We start from the raw sequence: 21,572 nt of genomic DNA, 5'->3' as shown, positions 1-21,572 counted from the left end.
TTTTACACAAGTTCCAATACATCCCGGAGCCCAAGCGCTTCCTGCCAGCCTTATACATATTGAAGCTCCATCCGGATCGGTAAATGATCGCTGATGGCATAATGGTACACATAATGGGCTTCAAACAAGGAAGACGGCGGTCCCGCCAGCTTAGGCGCGGCATTAAGCATATCGGTAACCGCTTTCGATTTGCGTTGCTTCGCATTTTGCCGGTCCCACCAGTTGTTGTAAATCGTTTGGGCCAGACTTCCCAGTTCGGGGGAATAGGAAGCAGTCGTTGTAGACCGCGTCTCCATAATGGGAGTACCGCCGGGCTGAACGCCGATTTGTACGCTTTTAGGGATCATGGCATCCATCAGATTGACCACAAAGGCCGCCGAAGGATCGGCTTTGGGGGCTTTTACGAAAAATTTATCGTACTCGCTGGACAGCACACTTTCGATATTCGTGGGACTTGCAACGGTGGTGGAGGGATTCACAAGGATTGAAGTGAGACTCGTTTTGCTGTTCCACAGCCTTTTTCCGTAATTGAGTACGGTTGACAAGGCCGGATCGCTGGCGGGTTTGGGGAAATCGGGGCCGGTAATGCGCTGAAAAGGATGCGCATAGATGTAGGCGTTCTGGGCATCGCGTACATATTGGAGTCTGCCGAGGCTCATGTCAAAATAATTGAGCGCCCATTGTTTGGCCGCGTCCGTCGCGTTCACGTTAAAATCGCCCATAATGACGCCGACAGCCGCATTCTCGACGGTAGGATTCAATTGGTTGCTGGCGATAATCGGCAGGCTGTCTCCGGGTCCGGGGGCATGGTAAAGAACGAGGGTGAGGTCGACATTCGTTCCGCTCGTCAGGGCGCGCAGCACGAAAGGCGGGCGGGAACCGCGAAGCGGGAACGCTTCCGGCGATTCGGCCAGGAGCAGATCGACGATGTCCTTTTTCTGGGCGTCGGTCAAGGCAATCGTGGGGGCTTTCTTCGTCAAATCCAGCAGTTTGTAATTTTTTAGCATCAGCTCGAACTTTTTGTAAGGAATCATAAAGGCCGCATCGAGCCATCCGTTCTTGAACAGGCTTTTCCAAAACAACTCCTGATCGCTTTTGCTCACTTTGTACGTTTTGAAATACGTGTCGAACATGGTCTCGCCGACGACGTTCCATAGCAGGCTTGCCTGCCTGCTGAACAGGCCGCTTTTCCATAGAAACACATACTGCTCATTGGGGCGCGCCGGCGTCATTTCACTCGCTTCTCCGGTCCAGGTGATGCCGCTGCCCTTGCCGTTGTTCTTTTTCTTCTCCAGGTTGTTGAGGCAGGTGACGAGCGTGTCCTTGATTTCGTTGCCGAGCCAGCCGACCAGCTCCATAATTCCGACGACATCCGATTCGGTCATTTGAATGACCCGGGCGACGTACTCGACAAACGACGTGTCGTTCATCTTGTCCTCCCCGAATTTTTCAATGTTCCACGATAAAAGCTTGAGTGAACCTGACACTGCTCATGCCTCCCGTCTTGAATCCCGTTTCAAAATAGAAACAAGGAATTGGATCACTTATACTTTTCTACTATAATTACCATTTTCCTCCTGTAAGAGAGTTGAAATTTGTGGAATGGTTATGGGGACCAAGATTACTTTTGTGCACGAATTACCTGACTCAAGAACAACGAAAAACCCCTGACACCAACTGTCAAGGGTTTTAGCTAAGGTAGGACAAATCTTGGGTAAACACGTTAGACCTTAAGCGGTATACGTATTTCTCACACGCTCCGATTTAATAAAATACAAAGTCCATATCACACAGGTAATCCCAGTCTTTATTAAATCTCTCAAAGCCCCGTCCATAAAATCGGGAGCCGCTTCGGAGACGAATGAGTAAGCGAGATAAGCAAGGCCCGAAAGCGCCAGGCTCACCAGCAAAAAAATGATGGACATCGTTTTGAAAAGCCGCTTCCGTTTGTAACATAAATAGCCCAGAACGACCGGAACTACCGCGTAAAACAGATGCGAAACCGTCTCCACCAAGATGGCCGTCCCCAGTGCGGGATAATCGCTGAAATAAGCGGCCGCTTCGCCCGACTCGTACATAGGCCAGAGGTAATCGACTAAGCTGTAGACGGTGGAAGTAAATGTAAGAATTAACCCGATTGAAAACACAATCAACCAGCCGCCAAATCCCGATATCCCCGCTCCCCCATAATCGCCCTCATAAACCTCTCTTTCATTGTTGACTTTTAATTCTCTGACATAAGGCTCCATATTTCGATCCGCTCTTTTCCTGAAATTTGCTTACCCGTTCATTCAAGCATATTTTGTGTTCCTTGAGTACGGGCCTATTTTGTCGAAAAGGATAAAGAAATCGAAATAAAAAAACCCTCATATTGAGGGGGGAATTTTTTTGAGGATAAGTTCCTGCTACCGCTTCGCTTTGTAAAACTCGTGATACAGCTTCATCAGCGCGCGTTTCTCGATGCGTGAAACATAGCTCCGTGAAATCCCCAATTCCTTTGCGATTTCCCGCTGGGTCCGCTCTTCACCGCCGTGCTCCAGTCCGAAACGTCCGACCACCACTTCTTTTTCGCGTTCGTCCAAAATATCGAGGTTGCGGTAAATCTTACTTTTCTCGATCTTAAGCTGCACCTTGTCAACGACATCGTCCGCTTCCGTACCCAGGATATCGATCAATGTGATTTCGTTGCCCTCTTTGTCGGTTCCTATCGGATCGTGTAGAGAAACGTCTTTCCGGGTCTTTTTCAGAGAACGAAGGTGCATCAGGATTTCATTCTCTATACAGCGCGCCGCGAAAGTCGCCAGTTTGGTCCCTTTGGTCGGGGAAAAGCTTTCGATCGCTTTGATGAGGCCGATCGTTCCGATCGAAATGAGGTCTTCCAGATCCTCGCCGGTGTTGTCAAACTTCTTGACGATATGTGCAACAAGCCGAAGATTATGTTCGATGAGCAAATTGCGGGCATGGGCATCGCCTTCCGCCATTTTTTGCAGATACTTGCTTTCTTCCGCCTCGGTGAGGGGCTGCGGGAACGCGTTGTTTTTGACATACGATACCAGCAGTGTCAGTTCTTTGATGAAAAAGGCAATGGCGCTAAACAATCCTGGCAAAGAGGACACCTCCTGCTCCAATTCCCGTACCAACCATGGATTAACGGCTGCGGTCTTCTCATTGTATGAGGGCAGGTGCCTAATTGTGCCTGTACGGGCGGATTTGGTGGGGGGAGCCGTGACAAAGAAAAAGCCGACTACAGGGCATGACTATGCTTTCGGTCCATACCCAGTATGCAGAGTGACGAACGTAAGGTTCCTCACTGGGAGGAGCCGTATGCCGGAACTACTCAAGTTTCAATCCACACTCCCGCACGGGGAGTGACCGTTTCGCCGTAGGGCGATTCCATGCAGGGCAGCATGTTTCAATCCACACTCCCGCACGGGGAGTGACATTCTGAATTCTATGGGGTTTCGATCCGCAGAAGTGTTTCAATCCACACTCCCGCACGGGGAGTGACGTCAAAAAAAATCTTGATGGAACATGGGAGGCGTGGTTTCAATCCACACTCCCGCACGGGGAGTGACTATAGTGGATCCGCAGATATATAAAAACAACCTAGAGTTTCAATCCACACTCCCGCACGGGGAGTGACCGGTACGTACCCAATATAGCTTCTTCCTCCGCCAAGTTTCAATCCACACTCCCGCACGGGGAGTGACTGCGGCGTGGGGTGCTAGTGGACGAACCCAAGCAGTTTCAATCCACACTCCCGCACGGGGAGTGACTCCGCATGATTGGACATAAAGCCGCACTCAACCAGTTTCAATCCACACTCCCGCACGGGGAGTGACTGCATATGTTGCAAAGCCTTATTCATCAAGGCTTTTTAACGACGTTTCCGCGAACTTCTAATAATTTCAAAAAATTTATAAGCCTAAACACCCTTAAACTCAAAAAATTCAAGTCCCATAAGATGCGCGAATCCCCCGGGAATTTCATGTGAGCTTAGGGTTCGCGCTATGCAGCAATTTAATATCATTACTCTAGCAAGAGAAGACCTTCGGGATCATAGCCTTCCTTTGCTCCCACGTGTTCAACCCGATTCTTCCAGTTTGCCCCTAGTTTATAATACCTTAAGCTATCCGTTGCAGGATCAATCATCTGAGCCAGTTGTCCTTGAAGTTCTTTAAACTGAACGGGATCAACTAAACACTCAAATACAGAATTCTGCACTCTCTGTCCATAATTTTGACAGCTTTTTGCCACTTTGCGAAGTCTTCTTCTCCCTTCAGAAGTCATTGTGTTCACATCATAGGTCACTAATACCATCATAACAGTCACTCCCTTTATTTATAAAATAAAAGCGATTCCTTCAATCGTAGTTTTGCGTTTCTGCACGGGTAGCGACGTAGCGATTAATGGTCCAGTTGATACGGGAGTGCAGTTTCAATCCACGCCCCCGCACGGGGAGCGACATTGAAAAAGTCAGATAAATTCTATCTGTCACTTGATGTTTCAATCCACGCTCCCGCACGGGGAGCGACGTTGTTTGGATCCAAAGAAACCACTCCTTTTGGCTGTTTCAATCCACGCTCCCGCACGGGGAGCGACTTCCGCTTGCGCCACACGAATTGTACATCGTCCAGCGTTTCAATCCACGCTCCCGCACGGGGAGCGACTCCTTTGGTTACGACTACGGTGTTTCCGCCACCCGTTTCAATCCACGCTCCCGCACGGGGAGCGACTAATAGACGGAGCTGTCCGTGATGTCTTGGATGATGTTTCAATCCACGCTCCCGCACGGGGAGCGACTGGCGGCCAAGGGGATTCTGAGTGACGCGGATATGTGGTTTCAATCCACGCTCCCGCACGGGGAGCGACTTCGATATTCAAGGGTTATCTTTTAAAAGCAAATTGTTTCAATCCACGCTCCCGCACGGGGAGCGACTGACGAAGAGATCGAGTTCAACTACCTCGAGCAAGGTTTCAATCCACGCTCCCGCACGGGGAGCGACTTTACTCTGGCGTAGTGATTAACCATTTAACCGGGTTTCAATCCACGCTCCCGCACGGGGAGCGACGCGTCCACATCATGGAAGTTGAAGCTTCCTCCAAAGTTTCAATCCACGCTCCCGCACGGGGAGCGACCCGCGAAAAGTCAAGCACAATATGTAGTAGTAAATGTTTCAATCCACGCTCCCGCACGGGGAGCGACACATTTACGATGTGAAGGATAATCTAACGGATGATGTTTCAATCCACGCTCCCGCACGGGGAGCGACGTCGGCCCGCTGGCTCAGGCCGATATGAGAAAATCGTTTCAATCCACGCTCCCGCACGGGGAGCGACATTATCTGCAGACCAAGCAAAACTTGGACGCATTGTTTCAATCCACGCTCCCGCACGGGGAGCGACTGCATACCTTAAAAAGCCTTGATACACAAGGCTTTTTAAGGCTATTTCCGCGAACCACTTCCTATTTTCCAAATCCCTCGTCGTTAAATCCCCCTTACATCTCCAAAACCCAGGCAGCACGCGCAGCGCGAACCTCCCGGGATTTTTATGGGAGCTTGGGGTTCGCGTCGTCGCATTTCCAATCCGCTTCTTACTTCCACAGGAAGGGAGGATATTCTTCCAGATCCCCGCGAATGTGTCTCGCGAGCAGCAACGCTTGACTATATGGCAGTAACCCAAGAGGAATGTTCTCGTCCAGAAAAGGGTGCCGAATTTCTTCTCTTTTGCGCTTTTGCCAAGCGGTGATCATTTCTTTTTTCAACTCAGGTTTGAGCAAAATGGCCCCATTCTCCTTACGAACAAACTGGTTGGCTCCGACCTGCTTCCGATTAATAAGCGTCAGTACGAGCCGATCGGCTAAATAACCCCGAAGCTCTTCCATCACGTCTAAAGCAAGGCTTGGCCGGCCCGGGCGGTCCCGGTGCAGAAATCCGGCGGCTGGATCCAGGCCCACTGTCTCGATTGCCGACTGCACCTCCATTCTTAGCAGGCTGTACGCGAAAGACAGCATGGCATTTACACGATCTAAAGGCGGTCTTCGGTTCCGCCCTCTCATATAGAAAGAGTCTTTATCACAACGAATTAACTCATCCCAGACGGAAAAATATCGTCTGGCCGCATCTCCCTCTACTCCACGTACCTCATCCAATGTTTGCGTGCGCAGAACACGGCCTAGGTACCGTCTGAGGAAATCCGCTTCCCGCCTTAGTTTGTCTGCATCCAGAAGTTCGGCATGATCTCGAACGCCTCTCAGAAGAATGGTTCGGGAGTTGGCGATTTTGGCAAATACAAAACGCTGTGCCAGCTTCACGGCTTCTTCTCCGTCCGCCAAACGATACTGCTTGCGGCGAAGCAAAATATTCCCCGACACTCTTCCCTGCACGCTCGCCATAAACTGCCCATTTTCTTGACAAAAGGAAAGCGAAACCCCTCGTTCCGCACAAAGCTGCATCAAAGACGGACTCGCACCGGCATAGCCGAATGTAACTATGCCTTCCAGATTATGAATGGGCATACGGAAAGGATCACGGTCCTGCGCTTTTACGACAACGTTCTCCCCGTCTCTGGTTAAATAAGTATCGGGAGAAGTAATATATAAGGTATTCAGCAGCTTTCGCATTCCATCATCCTTTGGTATCCCTACTTAAGTTACTCACGGCAATGCTTCAAGTAATTTTCCAAGTAGAAGTGCGATTGTTTCGAGCTTCCCTTGGGCTCGCAAATTTCAAGGAGTGAGCACGATTTGCACTTCGCCGAATACCGGGCCTTAGCAGTAGCTCCTTGTGCCAATAAGCGGTGCATCTCCTCAAAAAGTGCGGTTGTCCGTTCTCGGAGTGTTTCGTCAAAGATGACTCGGACTCTTCGTTCGCGCTCTCCATAGTAAAGGGCGCCTTCTCGAATGGGTATCCCGAACATTTCTTCCATAGCCATCCCCTGAGCGCAAAGCTGTACTTCGTCCCAATCTCCGCTTTTAGGCTTTCCCCTTTTATATTCGACGGGAAAAGGACGCCAACTGCCTGTACGACCAGGCAGTGTGACGGTCCCAGACTCTTGCTGATCCACAACCGCATGAAACTCCACTACGTCGGCCACCCCGTAAAATCCGTGAGAATAACAAGCCAGCGGCATTGCTCGGGATACGAGTACATCTCCACGCTTTTCGCTGAAATAGGGATCATCCGCCCGTTTGTGCAGTTGCCTTCCTTCATAGGTAAGCACATTCTCCGCCCACAGCTGCTCCACATGAATCAGACTCCACTGCCTTTTGCAAAAAGCATAATGCTGTACACCGGATAACATCAGCAGTTGTTCTTCCCCGTAGCTTTTCGTATCCATAGCCTTGTCGCCTAGTATTGGAGAATGTTGATTCCGTTAGGAAGGTCCTGCTTGTCTATCACGATCTCATACCCTTCTGCAAAAGAACGCGGCGGAGCTTCCCCTTCCGTGCGTTTGCGTTCGACTTGTACCCGATCAAAAAGCTGATGAGCCGGAGCGTTGCCAAGAGCCGTCTCATGCTGGAAAATAACCAGCTTTCTTACAGCCATCTGGCCTCGGGAAGCGGATCGGTCATGCTCGAACATGTTCAGAAGCGCTTCCCATAAGAGCTGTAAATCACTTGACGTGAAACCCGTTTTTTGGGCCAACGGCGCAGAAACATAACCGTCCATTCGATAAAGCCCGTAAGGGATGATATGCTTTCTGCCCATTTCGCGTTCTTTGTCTGTCCCTTCCTGCGTAACCGCTTGGCGGGTAATGGTCACTTCTTGCGCGAAGACAGGATCTAGACTGCGGGCGAACGTAAACTGTACCGGGCCGCGCACTTGTCCGCAATTTACCTTGGTCGTCATCACCGCACCGAACGTTCGGACGTCGAAGAAGTTTGAGCACATCCATTTCGTCAGTTGGCGGGCTTGATCGGCATCTTTAGGTTTCAGCTTCTCTGCATGAGCGTCGTCCGGCGTCAGGGCACGGTAAGCTTGACGGTGCTGTTCGTTCAGAACGGCTCCCTCCGTCACGTAAATGTTGAAACCTTCTTCCCCTTCCCTCACAAGCTCCACATAGTTGCGAATTTTGCGCTTCAGGCAGACATCCGTTACAAGGCCGTGGCCGGTATCAGGGTCAATCCGCGGCATATTCCCTGCGTCAGGATCCCCATTCGGGTTCCCGTTAACCACATCAAAAAAAACAGAAAAATCATAACGCTGTGTTAAAAGATCCTCATTCGGACTTGTACCAGCTTGACCGTCATGCTCCGTTTTTAATGCAATACTCATGTTTGAACCTCACCTTTCATATAGGAAGTGATTATTAAAAATTTTTATTATAGCTTGTTTGAAAGCACTAACTTACTGTTCCTCGATGCCGCCCACAGTCGACGTAATCGCTGTTTCAGGTGTTATTTTATTCTCGGTTTGCTTGCTGTAAAACTGTTCTTTCTGATGATAATAACCGAGGACAAACAAGCCTTGTTCATGGTTGTTCAAATGCCTGGGAAAAGCTTGTACACCTGACAAGATATGCTGAAGCTCCTCATCGCGTTTGAATCCGTATTCCGCTTTGCTGATATGGTGCTGGGATAAACGGAAGAGAACGGGAAATACTGCGGCAGGGCGAGCAGATGCGGCAGAGAAATAGCGGTCTTTTATCGTTGCATTCAGTTTCTTACGTCCACCCGCAGCCTCCTGCTGAGCCCGCTCCAATACGGCAAAAGCGCGTCCCAGCCGATAAGCGCTATTTTGTGTACTTTCATTTAATGACACGGACAAAACCTCCATTAGAACGGAATTTTTAGAAAAGCGCGCATATCGAGTTAAATAACCTTTCAAAATAGCGGCACGCAGGGAATTCACTATTCCGTCCGCCCGAATCCGGTTAATAATCGCCATGTACAGAGATTGGGGATACTGTCGTCCTTCCACAACGGATCGGAACATTTCTCCGCTTAAGCCAAATGGCGGCGGATCACCGACTTTCTTGCCATCGCCCCCGACACGCCTCGTCTCTTCCAAAATCCGGTATAGGGTGGGCGTTTTCCATCCACGGCCTTCTCCGGCAGTCATCTCGAAATCTCGTGCATGCTGCTCCAGATGCGCCGCCATGCGTCCGAAGTTCCCCTGCCAAAACATCCGGACCGATATGCGCGCATTATTAGGGGATAATCCCAGGACGTAAAAAGGAATCTCTCTTTGCCCTTCCGCATCCCCCGTAACGGCCTGTCCCGAACGGAATCGTTCCAGAGCGTCCCCAGTCGCTTCAGTAACCGATTTTTCCTGGGCCTGCTCGGTGTCGCGCCGGGTGAAAAACGCGCCGAAAAGGTCTTCCGCTTCGGACGAATGCGGGGCAGTTCCCGCCCAGTACACGACACTCATATCACCCAGACCGTCGATACGGTTATTCTCCGAGGCCAGCAAATGATTTAGCGCCGTTGTGTAGGCAAATGAAGCAGTTTTGCCTACAGGAGCGTTCAAGCTCTGTTTTTTGCCGTAAGACAGAAAGGAATCGGCATTGAAGGAGACAAGAGCGGCTCCGGCGCTCTGGGCATTCCGCACGCCCTTAATCTTAATCTCATGCGTCTGTGCGATAGGTTCCTCTAATTTCCCTGTTATTAAGCACTGTCCTGTAATGCCAGAAGAAGTCTTCCGGCTTTCGCAGTAGTCTATCCAAGCCGAGCGGACGGGCGGACGTTCATAAATGAGACCTTCGTCGCCATGGAGCTGAAAGGTCAGGTTGCAGTCCACTCCTTTGTCCAGATCCGTCTGAATGCGCAGCAGTTCCGGGTGATGGTGTCCTTGCTCCACATCCCATTGTTCATAAAAAGCAAGGACCGCACGCGCACCCTCATCATCGCAGCCGGACAAGACACTGTGATGCAGTTCGGCAGCCGCTTCAAATTTACGCCGGGTATCCGCAAGTTTCTTGCCTCCTTGACCAGCTTCTGCTTCTGGAATATAACCCAGCATATAATCCGGCTTATCGGACAGAAAGTACGGTTTAATCCCGCTTGATCTTCCCGGCTGCTCCGGCACAACAAAAGTTCTGGGGAGGAGCTTCTTCCCCTTCTGTTCGCGAACTTCCCGCACCTGCTCCAATCGGCCGTCAGGGGCAAGAATCAACAGGAAGGAAACCTTGCCAACACTGCTGTACATGGCGCTAATACCCGATTCGGGATTATCCGCCAACTGCTCATATCTCTCATATAAAGCTCTAATTGGCATCTCTGCATCTCATCTCCCGTTCATAAGATCCGGAACCGCAATACGGCCCCCTTGCATCGAAGCGCGAAAGAATTTAGGATTCATATCCTGTTTAAAATCCAGATCCCAAAGCATCCAGCCTAAATCTTTATCCGCTAGATCTTGGTAGAAGGATTCAGGCAGACTCTCGCCATCCTCGATCAGAGAAAAATGAGCGGCAAATTCACGGCATCCCAAGTACGGATGATGAAAATATTGCCCTTGTCTTGCCCTGCGAAGAAAAATATTATAGTGCTTCTCCGGTCCTTCCCCCGAGCCTGCCGCTGCTGTCATTTCAAAGTGCGCCTCGATGATATAAGCAACATGCTTGAGCATAAGCGTAGACCTCTGCTGACGTTCTTCCGTAATCACCTGAGCCAGCGAAGCCCGTTCCCCTTTCATAGCCCGTGTAATGTTGGCCGCAGATAACACACCCTCCACTTCATTACGCCGGATACTCTCAAACCGGATTTCATGAAGCACATGGATACCGTCGACTACCCAGCGAATAGCGGGCTTCCAGTGTATGCTTTCCAGAATCCCCCGGGCAGCCGAGGGCGTCATAACGTCGTAACTGACCCGCTCTGCCTTCATTTCCGGACGCGTAAAACAGGCATAATCTCCCCATACCTTCAGCCGTATTCCGTATCCCACGGGGGGACACCTCCTCATTACTTTTGTTTCTTTTTAAATGATCAAAATCTCATCTGCATGGAATTGTTCCGAATAAGGAAGAATTCCCAACTTTTCGTCGTACCATTGCTTAGGGTTTTGCAAAACCCATACATCGGCGCGTACCTGGACAATTTCCCTCGCCTGTTCAAAAGCTCTGAATTCTGCCGGATACAGCTGAACAATATAAGGCTGAAGCTTCCGCAAAATGCTCTGAATAGAAGCCGCATACTTCAATTGCTCGATCAGTTCATTCACTCTGGACGTATTTGCAGCGGAATTGTCCGGATAGGGCACAATTACCGGCCGGGTTACCGTGTCGATCAACCGAAAACGGTCGGCCACTTCGCGAAAAGGAAACTCAAGTCGAGCCCCGGTAGCCCGCAATAAAGGAAGGATGTCCCGGCTGTCGGTTCGGTCTCCCTGCCCCAAAGTCTGTACATCGTACAGTTCCCTGAAATATTCTTGACCGGCGGAAAGAGACAGCGGATCATCGGGATAACGTTTCAAGACGCTTCGTGTTACATCGGCAGTTGTTCGGAACCAGCCCGGCGGCGATCCCAGCGGCGTTTCGAAAACATAAATGAAACCAAGCATCTGTTTTGCATTCCGGTTACACCTTCCGGCGGCTTGTGCAATAGAGTCTAGCCCGGCCAGTTCCCGGTACACGGCCGGAAAATCAACGTCCACGCCGGCTTCGATCAACTGTGTGCTGACTACCCGGCACGTCAGTCCTTGCTCCAGTCTTTTTCGGATTAAATCCAGTACGTGGAGACGATGCTTCGGGCACATCCGCGCGCTTAAGTGGAAACTGCCCTCATCGTTCTCTGCTTTAAGGGCATGATACAAATCCCTTGCAGTTTTCCGGGTGTTTACGATGCAAAGCACCTGCCCGTGAGCTTGAAGGTGTTCGGCCAAAGCAGCTTCGTCCAGCATGCCCAGCGTTTGCAGAGAGACCCGCTTAAACTGCTCATACCGAAGGGGCACATCCTTCACCAGCTCCGTAATCGTTACGGGAACCCTGGGATTCTGAGGGAACAACCGGCTGACTGGCGGCTGGGTAGCCGTACAAAGCAGAACGGTAGCTCCATAATTACGGACCAGCTCTTCTAACGCATATAAAGACGGCTTAAAAAACCCACCGATCATCATCTGAGCTTCGTCTAAAATAATGATGCTGTCCGTTAGATTATGCAGCTTCCGGCAGCGGGAACGGCGGTTAGCGAACAACGACTCAAAAAATTGAACATTGGTCGTGACCACAACGGGATAATCCCAATTTTCCTCCGCAAGATTGAGCTTATCTCTGAGGTTACGGGTTTTGTGTTTATGCTCATCGTCTTGTTCGTCTTCATACACTTCCCTCTGAACGTTCGAGTGATGTTCCAGAACCATATCCTCTCCGAGCACCTGTCTGAAAATAGCTGCGTTTTGTTCAATAATACTCGTGTAGGGGATGACATAAATAATACGCCGGAACCGCTTTCCTAAACGGGCATGCTCCAGAGCAAAACCGAGCGAAGCAAGCGTCTTTCCGCTTCCAGTAGGCAAGGTCAACGTATACATTCCTGCCGTTTTGTCAGCCTGACCCATCAATTCATTTAATAGTTCGGACCGTATATGTTCAATAGGTGTGCGTGGCTTTCCGAAATATCGCTGCATGTGAGCTTTGAACTTACGGCTTAGTTCTTCGATATCCACGGAATGGTGACGTAAATCATGTCTGGAAGGAGATTCGAACTTCTCGGAATTCAAAGAGTCGGCGTCTACCAGACAAGAAAATAACATGCGGGTAAAAAAAGAAAACTGAAAGCTGGGGTCAACGCCTGCTTGGATGGAAGGAGCCTGACCCGGCATATTAAGACGGGGAACCTCTTTGTGGAAAGCATCATAGGAACACACTTTTTTAATCAGCCTCTGACGGAGGCAAGAATCCTCCCCATCCAAACTCCCGCAATCTGGCAGTCCCGCATGATGCCCGGCGATAACATAAGCTGCAATCAGACCCAATCGCTCATCGATCACCCGCTCCATGATTAACTTAGCTCCTGCAGTGGAATGATCTACCGGAATAGGGGTTCCGCGCAGCCTGCTTTGAAATTCCGCCGAATATTTGCCTGCATCGTGAAGCCATCCAACAAGCTCTCCCCACTGTTCTGCACCGAATCGTTCCGCGAATTCACCTGAAAGCTTGGCTACTTCCCTCAAATGCTGCTCTAGCGGTTGCCAGCTCTGGGCATCATCGGAATCCGTTCTATGGGCATAGTACATTGGAACCATACCTTCCATAAAATTAGATAAGAAGAACCACTTCTTAGAGTTAATTATATAATTTTTTGGATATTTATAGCAATTAAATCAGAGTAGAAAACCATCTTTTTTGAGATATTTTGTTGAAATGGTGAATTTTTTAGGAGAGGGAATATAAAGGAGAAATTTTCTCGTGGGAGGAGCGACACTGTGGGTACTGCCAAGCTATATGTACCTTAACAAGTTTCAATCCGCGCCCCTGCATGAGGAGCGACACAATCGCTCGAAAACATCGCCGGGACGCTGAGGTTTCAATCCACGCTCCTACGTGAGGAGCGACCATGGGTGAAGATGTTCCATTTGATGTTGACACTCTGTTTCAATCCACGCTCCTACGTGAGGAGCGACTATATAGGAGGTTATGTGATCGTATACAAAATTATAGGTTTCAATCCATGCTCCTACGTGAGGAGCGACTTGATTCGATACGCGAGGAAGTTTTGTTATCGTGTTTCAATCCACGCTCCTACGTGAGGAGCGACGCTCAACAGACTGATGACTGAAAGTCCTACGTACAACGGTTTCAATCCACGCTCCTACGTGAGGAGCGACCCACTCATTCCAAACCTTCACACCGTACTTATCACGTTTCAATCCACGCTCCTACGTGAGGAGCGACCAAGACGCGTTGCGGCGAATCGCGGAGCTTGAAAGTTTCAATCCACGCTCCTACGTGAGGAGCGACAGTTAATGGTGGATGCTCCATTTGAATCCTTCGTGAGTTTCAATCCACGCTCCTACGTGAGGAGCGACCTCCATAATGTCCGATTCCCCCGCCGAATTTACGGCGCGTTTCAATCCACGCTCCTACGTGAGGAGCGACAACTCGCCAAGGTCCGTGCCATCGTAATCTTTGAGTTTCAATCCACGCTCCTACGTGAGGAGCGACCCTAGCACACCGGGCGGCCTTTATATTCCACCTGGTGTTTCAATCCACGCTCCTACGTGAGGAGCGACACGGCAAACCAGGTCAAGTTGGTGCAGGATAACAAGTTTCAATCCACGCTCCTACGTGAGGAGCGACCATTTTTGTAATTACAATGCTGTTTTTTGGCTTGTTTCAATCCACGCTCCTACGTGAGGAGCGACCGTCTCCGTTGAGTGACGCCCGGTTGTTGTTGACCGTTTCAATCCACGCTCCTACGTGAGGAGCGACGGCCGCCAAGGGTATTCTGAGCGATGCAGAAATGTGGTTTCAATCCACGCTCCTACGTGAGGAGCGACCTTAAACGTTCCTTGGCAGCCTGCTCTTGCTCATCCAAGTTTCAATCCACGCTCCTACGTGAGGAGCGACTTGGTCCTCTACAATCGAACAACAATGGCATGTATAGTTTCAATCCACGCTCCTACGTGAGGAGCGACTGATTCGTCGTTCTATGTTTGTGGTTACCGCGAGTTTCAATCCACGCTCCTACGTGAGGAGCGACTTCGGATCGGTGTTATGACGTGCTTACAATTCGGATGTTTCAATCCACGCTCCTACGTGAGGAGCGACCTATTGGGTACAGCACGACACCGATCACTCCGGAGTTTCAATCCACGCTCCTACGTGAGGAGCGACATGCGGCGCTGCGGGAATTGAGCAGGCGACCATTGTTTCAATCCACGCTCCTACGTGAGGAGCGACTTGGTCTAGCGCTGTTTTCGCAATTCTCGCCATTTGAGTTTCAATCCACGCTCCTACGTGAGGAGCGACGGCTAATCGGCGCCCCAACTCGTAAGCATTCGCGAATGTTTCAATCCACGCTCCTACGTGAGGAGCGACCCAAAGGAGGCAAAGGTAAATGATCAACCAATGGTTTCAATCCACGCTCCTACGTGAGGAGCGACAGACGATATTAAGTGCAAGTATCTCATCAGCGCACGTTTCAATCCACGCTCCTACGTGAGGAGCGACAGCGTACGCTAGAAAGCCTTATACAGCAAGGCTTTTTACCCTAGTTTCCGCGAACCTCTACTTCTAGCATAATTAGCCGACATTCAAAAGTCTATAAAATCTATAACATCCCAATCACCAAGCGGTTCGCGAACCTCCCAGGGTTTTTATGTGAGCTTGGGGTTCGCGACAGGTTAAGGAGCCTGAAAGCTAACCCTCGTCCTTATCCCTTCGACGCTCATTTTTATAACCGTAGTCGTCCACTATGAAAATTAAAGAAGCTGACACCGATTGAGTACCGATGCCAGCTCGTCGCCGGTTTTTTTCAAAGTCCACTAAATGGGATCTTGACCAAAATGAAGGGTCTCTGCTTTGAACGAAGTTTATTTTTCCTTAAACAGATTCACTATATTTTTTGAAATTATCTAAAATCGCCTGCCATCCTGCTTTTTGCATCTCAACGGAGTTGGCGGCTTCCGCTTCAAAAGCTTCAATTACCTTCGTGTTGTTTTCTTGATCAATAAACGTGATCGTAACCTTTCTTCCATCTCCAAGAGTGTAAGAAATAAATTCATTTATTCTGACTTCATCATATTCTCCACCGAATTCAAATCCAAAACTTCCATCTTTCGCTTCCATTCTTGTGAGAAATTTTCCGCCAGCCCTTAAATCATTTTCGGCTTTCGGGGCATGCCAGTCATCAGAAGCAAAAGACCATTTCGTTATATGCTGTGGTTCTGTCCAATATTCCCACACTTTTTCAACGGGAGCATGAACGGTAGCTTCTACCGTTATTGTTACTTTATCGCCGGTTTCCATTATAAGTATCGCCCCACTCTATTAGATTTGTACTATCGCTAATTATACCACTGTGCAAATGGGAAACGATAGTTCAAAAAACACCCAATATTACCGATCATTCATTCGAAAAACAGATTAAAAACTCCCTCTATAAAAGAGAGAACTCCCGCCCTCATCCCTTCGACGTTTTCGGAGTCGGTTTCGGCGTGGAAGGCGGCGAAGGTGTAGACGGTTTAGCAGCCGGCGTCGGGGTCGGCTTGGCGGTTTCCGGTCGTGGTGTCGGCTTGGGCGCTGCCGTCGGTTTCGGAGAAGCGGAAGCCGTGGGTTTAGGCGACGATGAAGAGGTCGGTTTGGGCGACAGCGTGGTTCCCGGTTTTGCCGTTGGCGACGCCGTCGGTTTTGACGTGTTCGTTGCCGCGGGTTTAACCGTCGGGGAAGCGGACGGTGAAGGCGATACTTTTGCCGTCGGCTTGGGTGTCAAGGTTGGTCTCGGCGTTACGGTCGGCTTAGCCGACTTATACGGTACGATGACCGTGGTGTCCGTATCGGCATCGTCTTCCCGGTTTTCGTCGGCAGATGCCCCGCCCTGCTGCGTCCCCTGCTCAGGGGCGACAACGGGGGTCTGGTCCGCAGACGGCGCTTTGGCACCGGCAGGCGTTGACACCGGCACGTTCAGAGGCTTCTCGGGTCCCGCATTTACCGCGCCCACTATCATCAGCACGAAACAGGCCCCGGACCCCATAAAAATCTTTTTGGCTTTTCCGTTTTTCCGGATAACGGCGACAACGGCCCATACGAACAAAGCGACACAACCGAGTAAACTTAACATGCCAATCGAATTCCACATAAAAAAATACAGCCTCCCGTGTAGTTTCAAGACTTCTAGTATAGCAGAATCCGGTTCAAGTTAGAGGAAAATTTTGCACGTTTGCCCTGTTCTTTTCGCACGCCGGAAAAAGAAAAAGAAGCCGCTGACGGCTTCCTTTTTCAGCTTATCGCTTCGATGGATATCGGTGCGACGCTCCAAGTTCTCCCGAAGCCGCTTACTTATAATGTGTGGTGTCATATTTATTGAGAAATTAGGGCCTTAATTTTAGATAAGTATTAATCCAATTCTGCTCTTGAAAATAAATCCTTTATTACAGCCTCATCTTCACAGACTTTTTTAAAGTCTACAATAAATTCTTTTAAGCTTTCAGGATTTGAAGAATAGGCACAGAACATTCCTGCTTCAGGATCAAATCTGATAACTTCTGCCAGATGAAAGTTCATCACCATTTTCTTTTATACCCTCTCTATATTTAGCAGGTATTTTGCTTTCACAACGTGCAAACCAATCATTAAAAACCTGTTTCCATTCTTGTATTTTTCTTTTTTCTAACAACAAATTAGCATCTGTCGTATATTTATGTGAAATCATTAACAATAAATCGATATTTGCCAGAAGTGGTTGAGCCATATTATCATTTTTTTTCATCCAATCAGTTACGCTCTCAATTGTCGAAATAGAAAACTTAATATAATCTACTCCAACATATTGTGCCAATTCATTTCCTTCCGGTGCCGTACTGAATATTTTCATTTTAAAACACTTCCTTATAGGAGTTGAAAAACTGAGCGTCTCTTTTAAATCCCTTGTTGTAACGCGGTTTTCAGCGATTTTCCGAGCATTCAGCAAACCCTGATTAACTCTTGATTTTATTAATGATAGCCTGATAGTATTGTTTACCGTATTCATTGTTAGACTCTTCTACTTTTTTATTAAAATATTCTATGGCCTCATTTTTATATGGTTCCGGAATTTTTTCTAAATACAAATCCATTATAGTTTCAAAAGAACTTTCGGCTACTTTTTTGGGTGACATTTTTTTAATATTCATAAAATATTCCCATTTTTTATCGTAATTTTCAAAATGCTTCAATTTAGGCAGGAATATTGAAACGTAAGGTCCTATCTTACTTTTATCACAATTTTCCAGCATGAATTCGTAAATTTCCTTAGTTTCCGGAAGATCATATCTCTGAATCATATTCCCAATTGCTGAAACAAGCAGAACTACAAGTTTAGTATTATCCTTATGCTTATTATAGATATCAAGAAGGGTTTTAGAAAACTTCGGATCATTAAATAAATCTTGATAATAAATTGAAACCTCTAACCTGGGCGTTTTCTCAAACTCTTTTACAGCAAGAAACAGCTCTTCATCACTCAATTTATGCCAATCAGACAGTTTCTCTTTTAATAGGCTGATATTTTCAATATTTTTTTTAGTATCCATATAGTTCTATCATCACCATTTTCCTTTATACCACCTTTATATTTAGTTATGAATATTTATACATTTATCATCAATATTGAAAAATAATTTTCTGAAATTTCGAAAAATTCGCATTAATTCTGACAACACACATTATTAAACAAGCGTTAAGCACGCTGCAAGTCAAGCAGCTTCCGCGCTGTCTCCTCGATCTCCTCGCCCATCGCCAGCTTCTCCCGCCACGATTCCGGTATGCCGTCATAGCCGTAGTAAGCCCCGGCAATCTGCCCGTAAACGGCTCCCGTCGTGTCGGCGTCGTCGCCCAGATTGACGGCCAGCAGGGCCCCGTCCTCGAAGTTTGAGGACTTGTCGAAAGCCCACAATGCGGCTTCCAGCGACTGGACGACATAGCCGGAGCCTTTGATCGCAGGCGGCTCCTTATGCCGGTAAGAGCCGCCGAGGATCTCGGCGAGACCCCCGGACAGCTCCAGTCCGGCCGCCGCCATCCATTCGCGGTAAGCATCCGGCTCCAGGAGCTCCGTTTTGCTCCGGCCGCGCAAGCCCGCGAGGAGATAGCAGGCGAGCAGCCCGCAGGCCTGCAGGCACTCCGCCGTGCCGTGCGTCGTGCGGGAGCTCTGCACCGCGAAGCGGACGGCCGCCGCCGGATCGGCGGCATAGAACATCGGCACGGGAGCCAGCCTCATGATGGAGCCGTTGCCCGCGGAATACGGGTCGCTCGAGCCGCTGAAAGGCTCACCGGTACGCTCGAAGAGCAGCAGCGCTTCCCGCGTCGCGTTTCCGATGTCAAAGCACGCGCCCGTGCTGCTCATGTATCCCTCTCTGAACCAGCTTACGTAGCGGTTCATCTGATCGGCGGGATCGAAGCCGCCCGTTTCCAGCAGGCTTTCGGCCAGACAAAGCGCCATCGACGTATCGTCGGTCCACTGGCCAGGCCGCAGACCAAAAACACCGCCGCCGACCATATCGCGAAGGGGTTCGAACGTTCCCGGTCTGCTGAATTCCACCGCCGTCCCCAGCGCATCCCCCGCGGCGAGACCGGCCAGGCAGCCATGAAAACGGTCCAGGGTAAATTCCATAACGTTTCAGCCTCCCAGCTTGGTTGTATGTATAAAAATTCTTCAGCGGGCGACCGATTTCCTTTCTCCCTTTAAAACAAGCCTGCTGCGTACTGCGACGCATCGCACGCAGTTCCGGTGCGTGTGACGCTGTCTTGCGGCGCATCGCGCGCAGTTCCGATGCAGGTGACCGCCGTCTTGCGGCGCCACAAGGCACCACACGGCGCGCCGCGGTGAGAAGTCCTGGGCAATGGTTAAGCACGCTTCGTCCGTTCCAAGACTTCCTCTGCTCTGCCCAACTCCCATCCGCAAAAAAAGACACGCCCGGCAGTCCGGACGCGTCTGTGTTGTACCATGCGAGCTTCCAGCGCACGGTGAGACCCTGCATTGCAGTGGTCCGCCATGCGCGAGGTGTACTGTTTTCATCCCCTGTAGGCAGAGACGGCTCCATGCCCTGGAGGAGCATGTATTGAAACAGGACTTGCGCTGCGCCCGGCTTGCAACCTCTTAAGTACGTTTGCGGCTGAGCTTCAGCTCCTGCATCATTTTTTTGCCCGTCGGCGTTTGGGCCAGACCGCCCTTGGCCGTTTCCCTGTACTTCTCGGGCATAGCGGATCCGGCCTCGTACATCACCTGGATGACTTCGTCGGACGGAATCGCGCTGCGCACGCCCGCAAGGGCCATGTCCGCGGCGGCCAGCGCATTGACGGCGCCGAAGCCGTTGCGGACGATGCACGGAATCTCCACGAGGCCGCCGACGGGATCGCAGATGAGCCCGAGCGTGTTTTTCAGCGCCAGGCCGACGGCGTGCACCGCCTGCGCGGGCGTTCCGCCGCGCAGCTCGACCATCGCGCCCGCCGCCATGCCGATGGCGGAACCGACCTCGGCCTGGCAGCCTCCCTCGGCGCCGGACACGAACGAGTTGTTCGCGATGATGTAGCCGATGGCTCCGGCGCTGAACAGTCCCGTCACGAGGTGGTCGTCATCCCAGCCGAACCGCTGCTGGGCGCTGACGAACACGCCGGGGATGATGCCGCAGGAGCCTGCGGTCGGTGTCGCGATGATGCGGCCCATGGACGCGTTCACTTCGGACACCGCAAGCGCGTAGGCCATCGCCCGGCACGCTTCCTCGCCCACGGACGGAACGGAGCCGGACATATAGCTCATGACGCGCTGGGCGTCCATGCCGGTCAGTCCGCTGCGGGACGTCGTGTCCTCGGTGAGTCCTTTTTGCACCGCTTCCTTCATGATCTTGTAGTAATCGGCCATTTTCCCGAATTCCTGCTCCGTGCTGCGGCCGGATTCCTTCGCCTGTTCCTCCAGCATAAACTCGGAAATCGACTTGTTCTCGGCCGTGCAAATATCCGCCAGTTCTTTAAGCGTCCGAAATCTCATGATTGCCCTCTTTCCTTCAGATCCACGATCTTCACTCCGTCTACCTCGCTCAGCTGCAAAATCTCCCCGATCAGGTCATCCGTAATCACGGAATCCGCTTCAATCACCGTCATGGCGTCGCCGTTGCGGCCTTTGCGGTCCAGATCCATATACCCGATATTGACATGGTGTTTCTGCAAAATAGCGGTAATGTCGGCGATCATTCCGGGCCGGTCATGATGGGAAACGACCAGCGTCGGGAATTCTCCCGTGAACTTGAGATCGAATTGGTTAATCCCTAGAATTTCGATATTGCCTCCGCCTATCGATGCGCCGACCATGCTCATTTCCTGGCCGCCGGCATAGAGAACGATTTTCGCTGTATTCGGATGAACGGTCAGCCCTTTGCTCGTATGAAAAACGATTTCGACCCCCGCCGCTTCCGCATCCTCCAGTGAGTCCGGAATCCGGCTGTTGTCCGTCTCATAGTCCAGCAGGCCGCCGACAATCGCCAAATCTGTCCCGTGGCCGCGGTACGTATCGGCAAAAGACCCGTAAAAAGTCAGCTCGGCTTTGTCCGGCTGCTGACCGAATAGCTGCCTGGCCACCCGCCCGAGACGGATGGCTCCGGCCGTATGGGAGCTCGATGGGCCGATCATCGAAGGACCGATAATCGAAAAAACATCTTTAAACCGCACCCAGTATTCCTCCCTGTCCTAATCATTTTAGCAGGGCGGCAGCGTTTACACGCCTTTCCGCTCGGCCGGGCTGATCCCGCAAATTAATTGACCAGCACCTAATTCTTATTCTATTGCGATTCTCGTCTCTATTCAACTGCCGGATCTTGTAACGGGCCGCACATTTTTCAAAGCGGGGTTTAGCTGATGGCAGAACTTATGGCAGAACTGGTGGCAGAACTGTCGGCAGACTGCCGGAAGAACGGAGCAATAAAGGGCGGAATGAGCCG

The 21,572-nt window shown here is 50.4% G+C and carries 18 protein-coding genes and 3 CRISPR repeat arrays; all 18 genes read right to left on the bottom strand.

What is annotated here, in order from left to right; genetic code table 11:
* Window positions 1-50 precede the first annotated feature (50 nt).
* Entirely contained in the window at window positions 51-1,487 is a 1,437-nt protein-coding gene (locus ABH899_RS01115; RefSeq protein WP_009673297.1) for an exonuclease/endonuclease/phosphatase family protein, read from the bottom strand.
* 243 nt (window positions 1,488-1,730) lie between these two features.
* The gene (locus tag ABH899_RS01110) at window positions 1,731-2,249 is read right to left on the bottom strand and encodes a DUF2569 domain-containing protein (protein ID WP_369993250.1); all 519 of its coding nucleotides are present in this window, start codon (window positions 2,247-2,249) and stop codon (window positions 1,731-1,733) included.
* A 156-nt stretch (window positions 2,250-2,405) separates the two neighbouring features.
* Window positions 2,406-3,107 (bottom strand): RNA polymerase sporulation sigma factor SigK, encoded by a 702-nt coding sequence (gene sigK, locus ABH899_RS01105; RefSeq protein WP_009673339.1) that lies wholly within the window; start codon window positions 3,105-3,107, stop codon window positions 2,406-2,408.
* Between the two features lie 234 nt (window positions 3,108-3,341).
* A CRISPR array of direct repeats spans window positions 3,342-3,843; the repeat unit is 33 nt.
* Window positions 3,844-4,029: 186 nt separating this feature from the next.
* Window positions 4,030-4,323, bottom strand: a complete 294-nt coding sequence (gene cas2, locus ABH899_RS01100; RefSeq protein WP_369993247.1) for a CRISPR-associated endonuclease Cas2 — start codon at window positions 4,321-4,323, stop codon at window positions 4,030-4,032.
* Between the two features lie 110 nt (window positions 4,324-4,433).
* Window positions 4,434-5,407: direct repeats of the CRISPR family, unit length 33 nt; unit sequence GTTTCAATCCACGCTCCCGCACGGGGAGCGACT.
* A gap of 189 nt (window positions 5,408-5,596) precedes the next feature.
* On the bottom strand, window positions 5,597-6,625 hold the full coding sequence (gene cas1c, locus ABH899_RS01095; RefSeq protein WP_369993245.1) for a type I-C CRISPR-associated endonuclease Cas1c: 1,029 nt from the start codon (window positions 6,623-6,625) through the stop codon (window positions 5,597-5,599).
* 29 nt (window positions 6,626-6,654) lie between these two features.
* Complete coding sequence (cas4, locus tag ABH899_RS01090) at window positions 6,655-7,341, bottom strand: CRISPR-associated protein Cas4 (protein WP_369993244.1); 687 nt, start codon at window positions 7,339-7,341, stop codon at window positions 6,655-6,657.
* A gap of 11 nt (window positions 7,342-7,352) precedes the next feature.
* On the bottom strand, window positions 7,353-8,279 hold the full coding sequence (gene cas7c, locus ABH899_RS01085; protein WP_369993242.1) for a type I-C CRISPR-associated protein Cas7/Csd2: 927 nt from the start codon (window positions 8,277-8,279) through the stop codon (window positions 7,353-7,355).
* A 72-nt stretch (window positions 8,280-8,351) separates the two neighbouring features.
* Window positions 8,352-10,220: a type I-C CRISPR-associated protein Cas8c/Csd1 gene (gene cas8c / locus ABH899_RS01080; RefSeq protein WP_369993239.1), complete on the bottom strand. Its 1,869-nt coding sequence runs from the start codon at window positions 10,218-10,220 to the stop codon at window positions 8,352-8,354.
* A gap of 9 nt (window positions 10,221-10,229) precedes the next feature.
* On the bottom strand, window positions 10,230-10,892 hold the full coding sequence (gene cas5c, locus ABH899_RS01075; RefSeq protein ID WP_369993237.1) for a type I-C CRISPR-associated protein Cas5c: 663 nt from the start codon (window positions 10,890-10,892) through the stop codon (window positions 10,230-10,232).
* A gap of 33 nt (window positions 10,893-10,925) precedes the next feature.
* A complete protein-coding gene (cas3, locus tag ABH899_RS01070) occupies window positions 10,926-13,181 on the bottom strand; it encodes a CRISPR-associated helicase Cas3' (RefSeq protein WP_369993235.1) in 2,256 nt (751 codons plus the stop codon).
* Between the two features lie 222 nt (window positions 13,182-13,403).
* Window positions 13,404-15,117: direct repeats of the CRISPR family, unit length 32 nt; unit sequence GTTTCAATCCACGCTCCTACGTGAGGAGCGAC.
* A gap of 372 nt (window positions 15,118-15,489) precedes the next feature.
* A complete protein-coding gene (locus ABH899_RS01065) occupies window positions 15,490-15,915 on the bottom strand; it encodes an SRPBCC family protein (protein ID WP_369993232.1) in 426 nt (141 codons plus the stop codon).
* 154 nt (window positions 15,916-16,069) lie between these two features.
* Window positions 16,070-16,744 carry a hypothetical protein gene (locus ABH899_RS01060; RefSeq protein ID WP_369993231.1) on the bottom strand — a complete coding sequence of 225 codons (675 nt, stop codon included), beginning with the start codon at window positions 16,742-16,744 and terminating at the stop codon, window positions 16,070-16,072.
* 257 nt (window positions 16,745-17,001) lie between these two features.
* Complete coding sequence (locus ABH899_RS01055; protein WP_369993230.1) at window positions 17,002-17,169, bottom strand: Imm51 family immunity protein; 168 nt, start codon at window positions 17,167-17,169, stop codon at window positions 17,002-17,004.
* Complete coding sequence (locus ABH899_RS01050; RefSeq protein WP_369993229.1) at window positions 17,135-17,479, bottom strand: hypothetical protein; 345 nt, start codon at window positions 17,477-17,479, stop codon at window positions 17,135-17,137. Before ABH899_RS01050 ends, ABH899_RS01055 begins: the two co-directional genes overlap by 35 nt.
* Before the next feature lie 103 nt (window positions 17,480-17,582).
* Window positions 17,583-18,176, bottom strand: a complete 594-nt coding sequence (locus tag ABH899_RS01045) for a hypothetical protein (protein ID WP_369993227.1) — start codon at window positions 18,174-18,176, stop codon at window positions 17,583-17,585.
* 146 nt (window positions 18,177-18,322) lie between these two features.
* Window positions 18,323-19,252 (bottom strand): ADP-ribosylglycohydrolase family protein, encoded by a 930-nt coding sequence (locus tag ABH899_RS01040; RefSeq protein WP_369993226.1) that lies wholly within the window; start codon window positions 19,250-19,252, stop codon window positions 18,323-18,325.
* Window positions 19,253-19,738: 486 nt separating this feature from the next.
* Window positions 19,739-20,626 (bottom strand): L-serine ammonia-lyase, iron-sulfur-dependent, subunit alpha, encoded by an 888-nt coding sequence (gene sdaAA, locus ABH899_RS01035; protein WP_009673351.1) that lies wholly within the window; start codon window positions 20,624-20,626, stop codon window positions 19,739-19,741.
* Window positions 20,623-21,303: an L-serine ammonia-lyase, iron-sulfur-dependent subunit beta gene (gene sdaAB, locus ABH899_RS01030; protein WP_009673333.1), complete on the bottom strand. Its 681-nt coding sequence runs from the start codon at window positions 21,301-21,303 to the stop codon at window positions 20,623-20,625. Before sdaAB ends, sdaAA begins: the two co-directional genes overlap by 4 nt.
* Window positions 21,304-21,572 lie beyond the last annotated feature (269 nt).

The organism is Paenibacillus sp. RC84 (assembly GCF_041260495.1).
Lineage (GTDB): Bacteria > Bacillota > Bacilli > Paenibacillales > NBRC-103111 > Paenibacillus_F.
This window is presented reverse-complemented; position numbering and strand designations above follow the sequence as displayed.

What these genes read in the sequence shown, in the direction of transcription:
- ABH899_RS01110 (WP_369993250.1), bottom strand. Translation starts at nt 2,249, where the DNA reads ATGGAGCCTTATGTCAGAGAATTAAAAGTCAACAATGAAAGAGAGGTT.
- cas2 (WP_369993247.1), bottom strand. Translation starts at nt 4,323, where the DNA reads ATGATGGTATTAGTGACCTATGATGTGAACACAATGACTTCTGAAGGG.
- cas1c (WP_369993245.1), bottom strand. Translation starts at nt 6,625, where the DNA reads ATGCGAAAGCTGCTGAATACCTTATATATTACTTCTCCCGATACTTAT.
- cas4 (WP_369993244.1), bottom strand. Translation starts at nt 7,341, where the DNA reads ATGGATACGAAAAGCTACGGGGAAGAACAACTGCTGATGTTATCCGGT.
- cas7c (WP_369993242.1), bottom strand. Translation starts at nt 8,279, where the DNA reads ATGAGTATTGCATTAAAAACGGAGCATGACGGTCAAGCTGGTACAAGT.
- cas8c (WP_369993239.1), bottom strand. Translation starts at nt 10,220, where the DNA reads ATGCCAATTAGAGCTTTATATGAGAGATATGAGCAGTTGGCGGATAAT.
- cas3 (WP_369993235.1), bottom strand. Translation starts at nt 13,181, where the DNA reads ATGTACTATGCCCATAGAACGGATTCCGATGATGCCCAGAGCTGGCAA.
- ABH899_RS01065 (WP_369993232.1), bottom strand. Translation starts at nt 15,915, where the DNA reads ATGGAAACCGGCGATAAAGTAACAATAACGGTAGAAGCTACCGTTCAT.
- ABH899_RS01060 (WP_369993231.1), bottom strand. Translation starts at nt 16,744, where the DNA reads ATGTGGAATTCGATTGGCATGTTAAGTTTACTCGGTTGTGTCGCTTTG.
- ABH899_RS01055 (WP_369993230.1), bottom strand. Translation starts at nt 17,169, where the DNA reads ATGAACTTTCATCTGGCAGAAGTTATCAGATTTGATCCTGAAGCAGGA.
- ABH899_RS01050 (WP_369993229.1), bottom strand. Translation starts at nt 17,479, where the DNA reads ATGAAAATATTCAGTACGGCACCGGAAGGAAATGAATTGGCACAATAT.
- ABH899_RS01045 (WP_369993227.1), bottom strand. Translation starts at nt 18,176, where the DNA reads ATGGATACTAAAAAAAATATTGAAAATATCAGCCTATTAAAAGAGAAA.
- ABH899_RS01040 (WP_369993226.1), bottom strand. Translation starts at nt 19,252, where the DNA reads ATGGAATTTACCCTGGACCGTTTTCATGGCTGCCTGGCCGGTCTCGCC.
- sdaAA (WP_009673351.1), bottom strand. Translation starts at nt 20,626, where the DNA reads ATGAGATTTCGGACGCTTAAAGAACTGGCGGATATTTGCACGGCCGAG.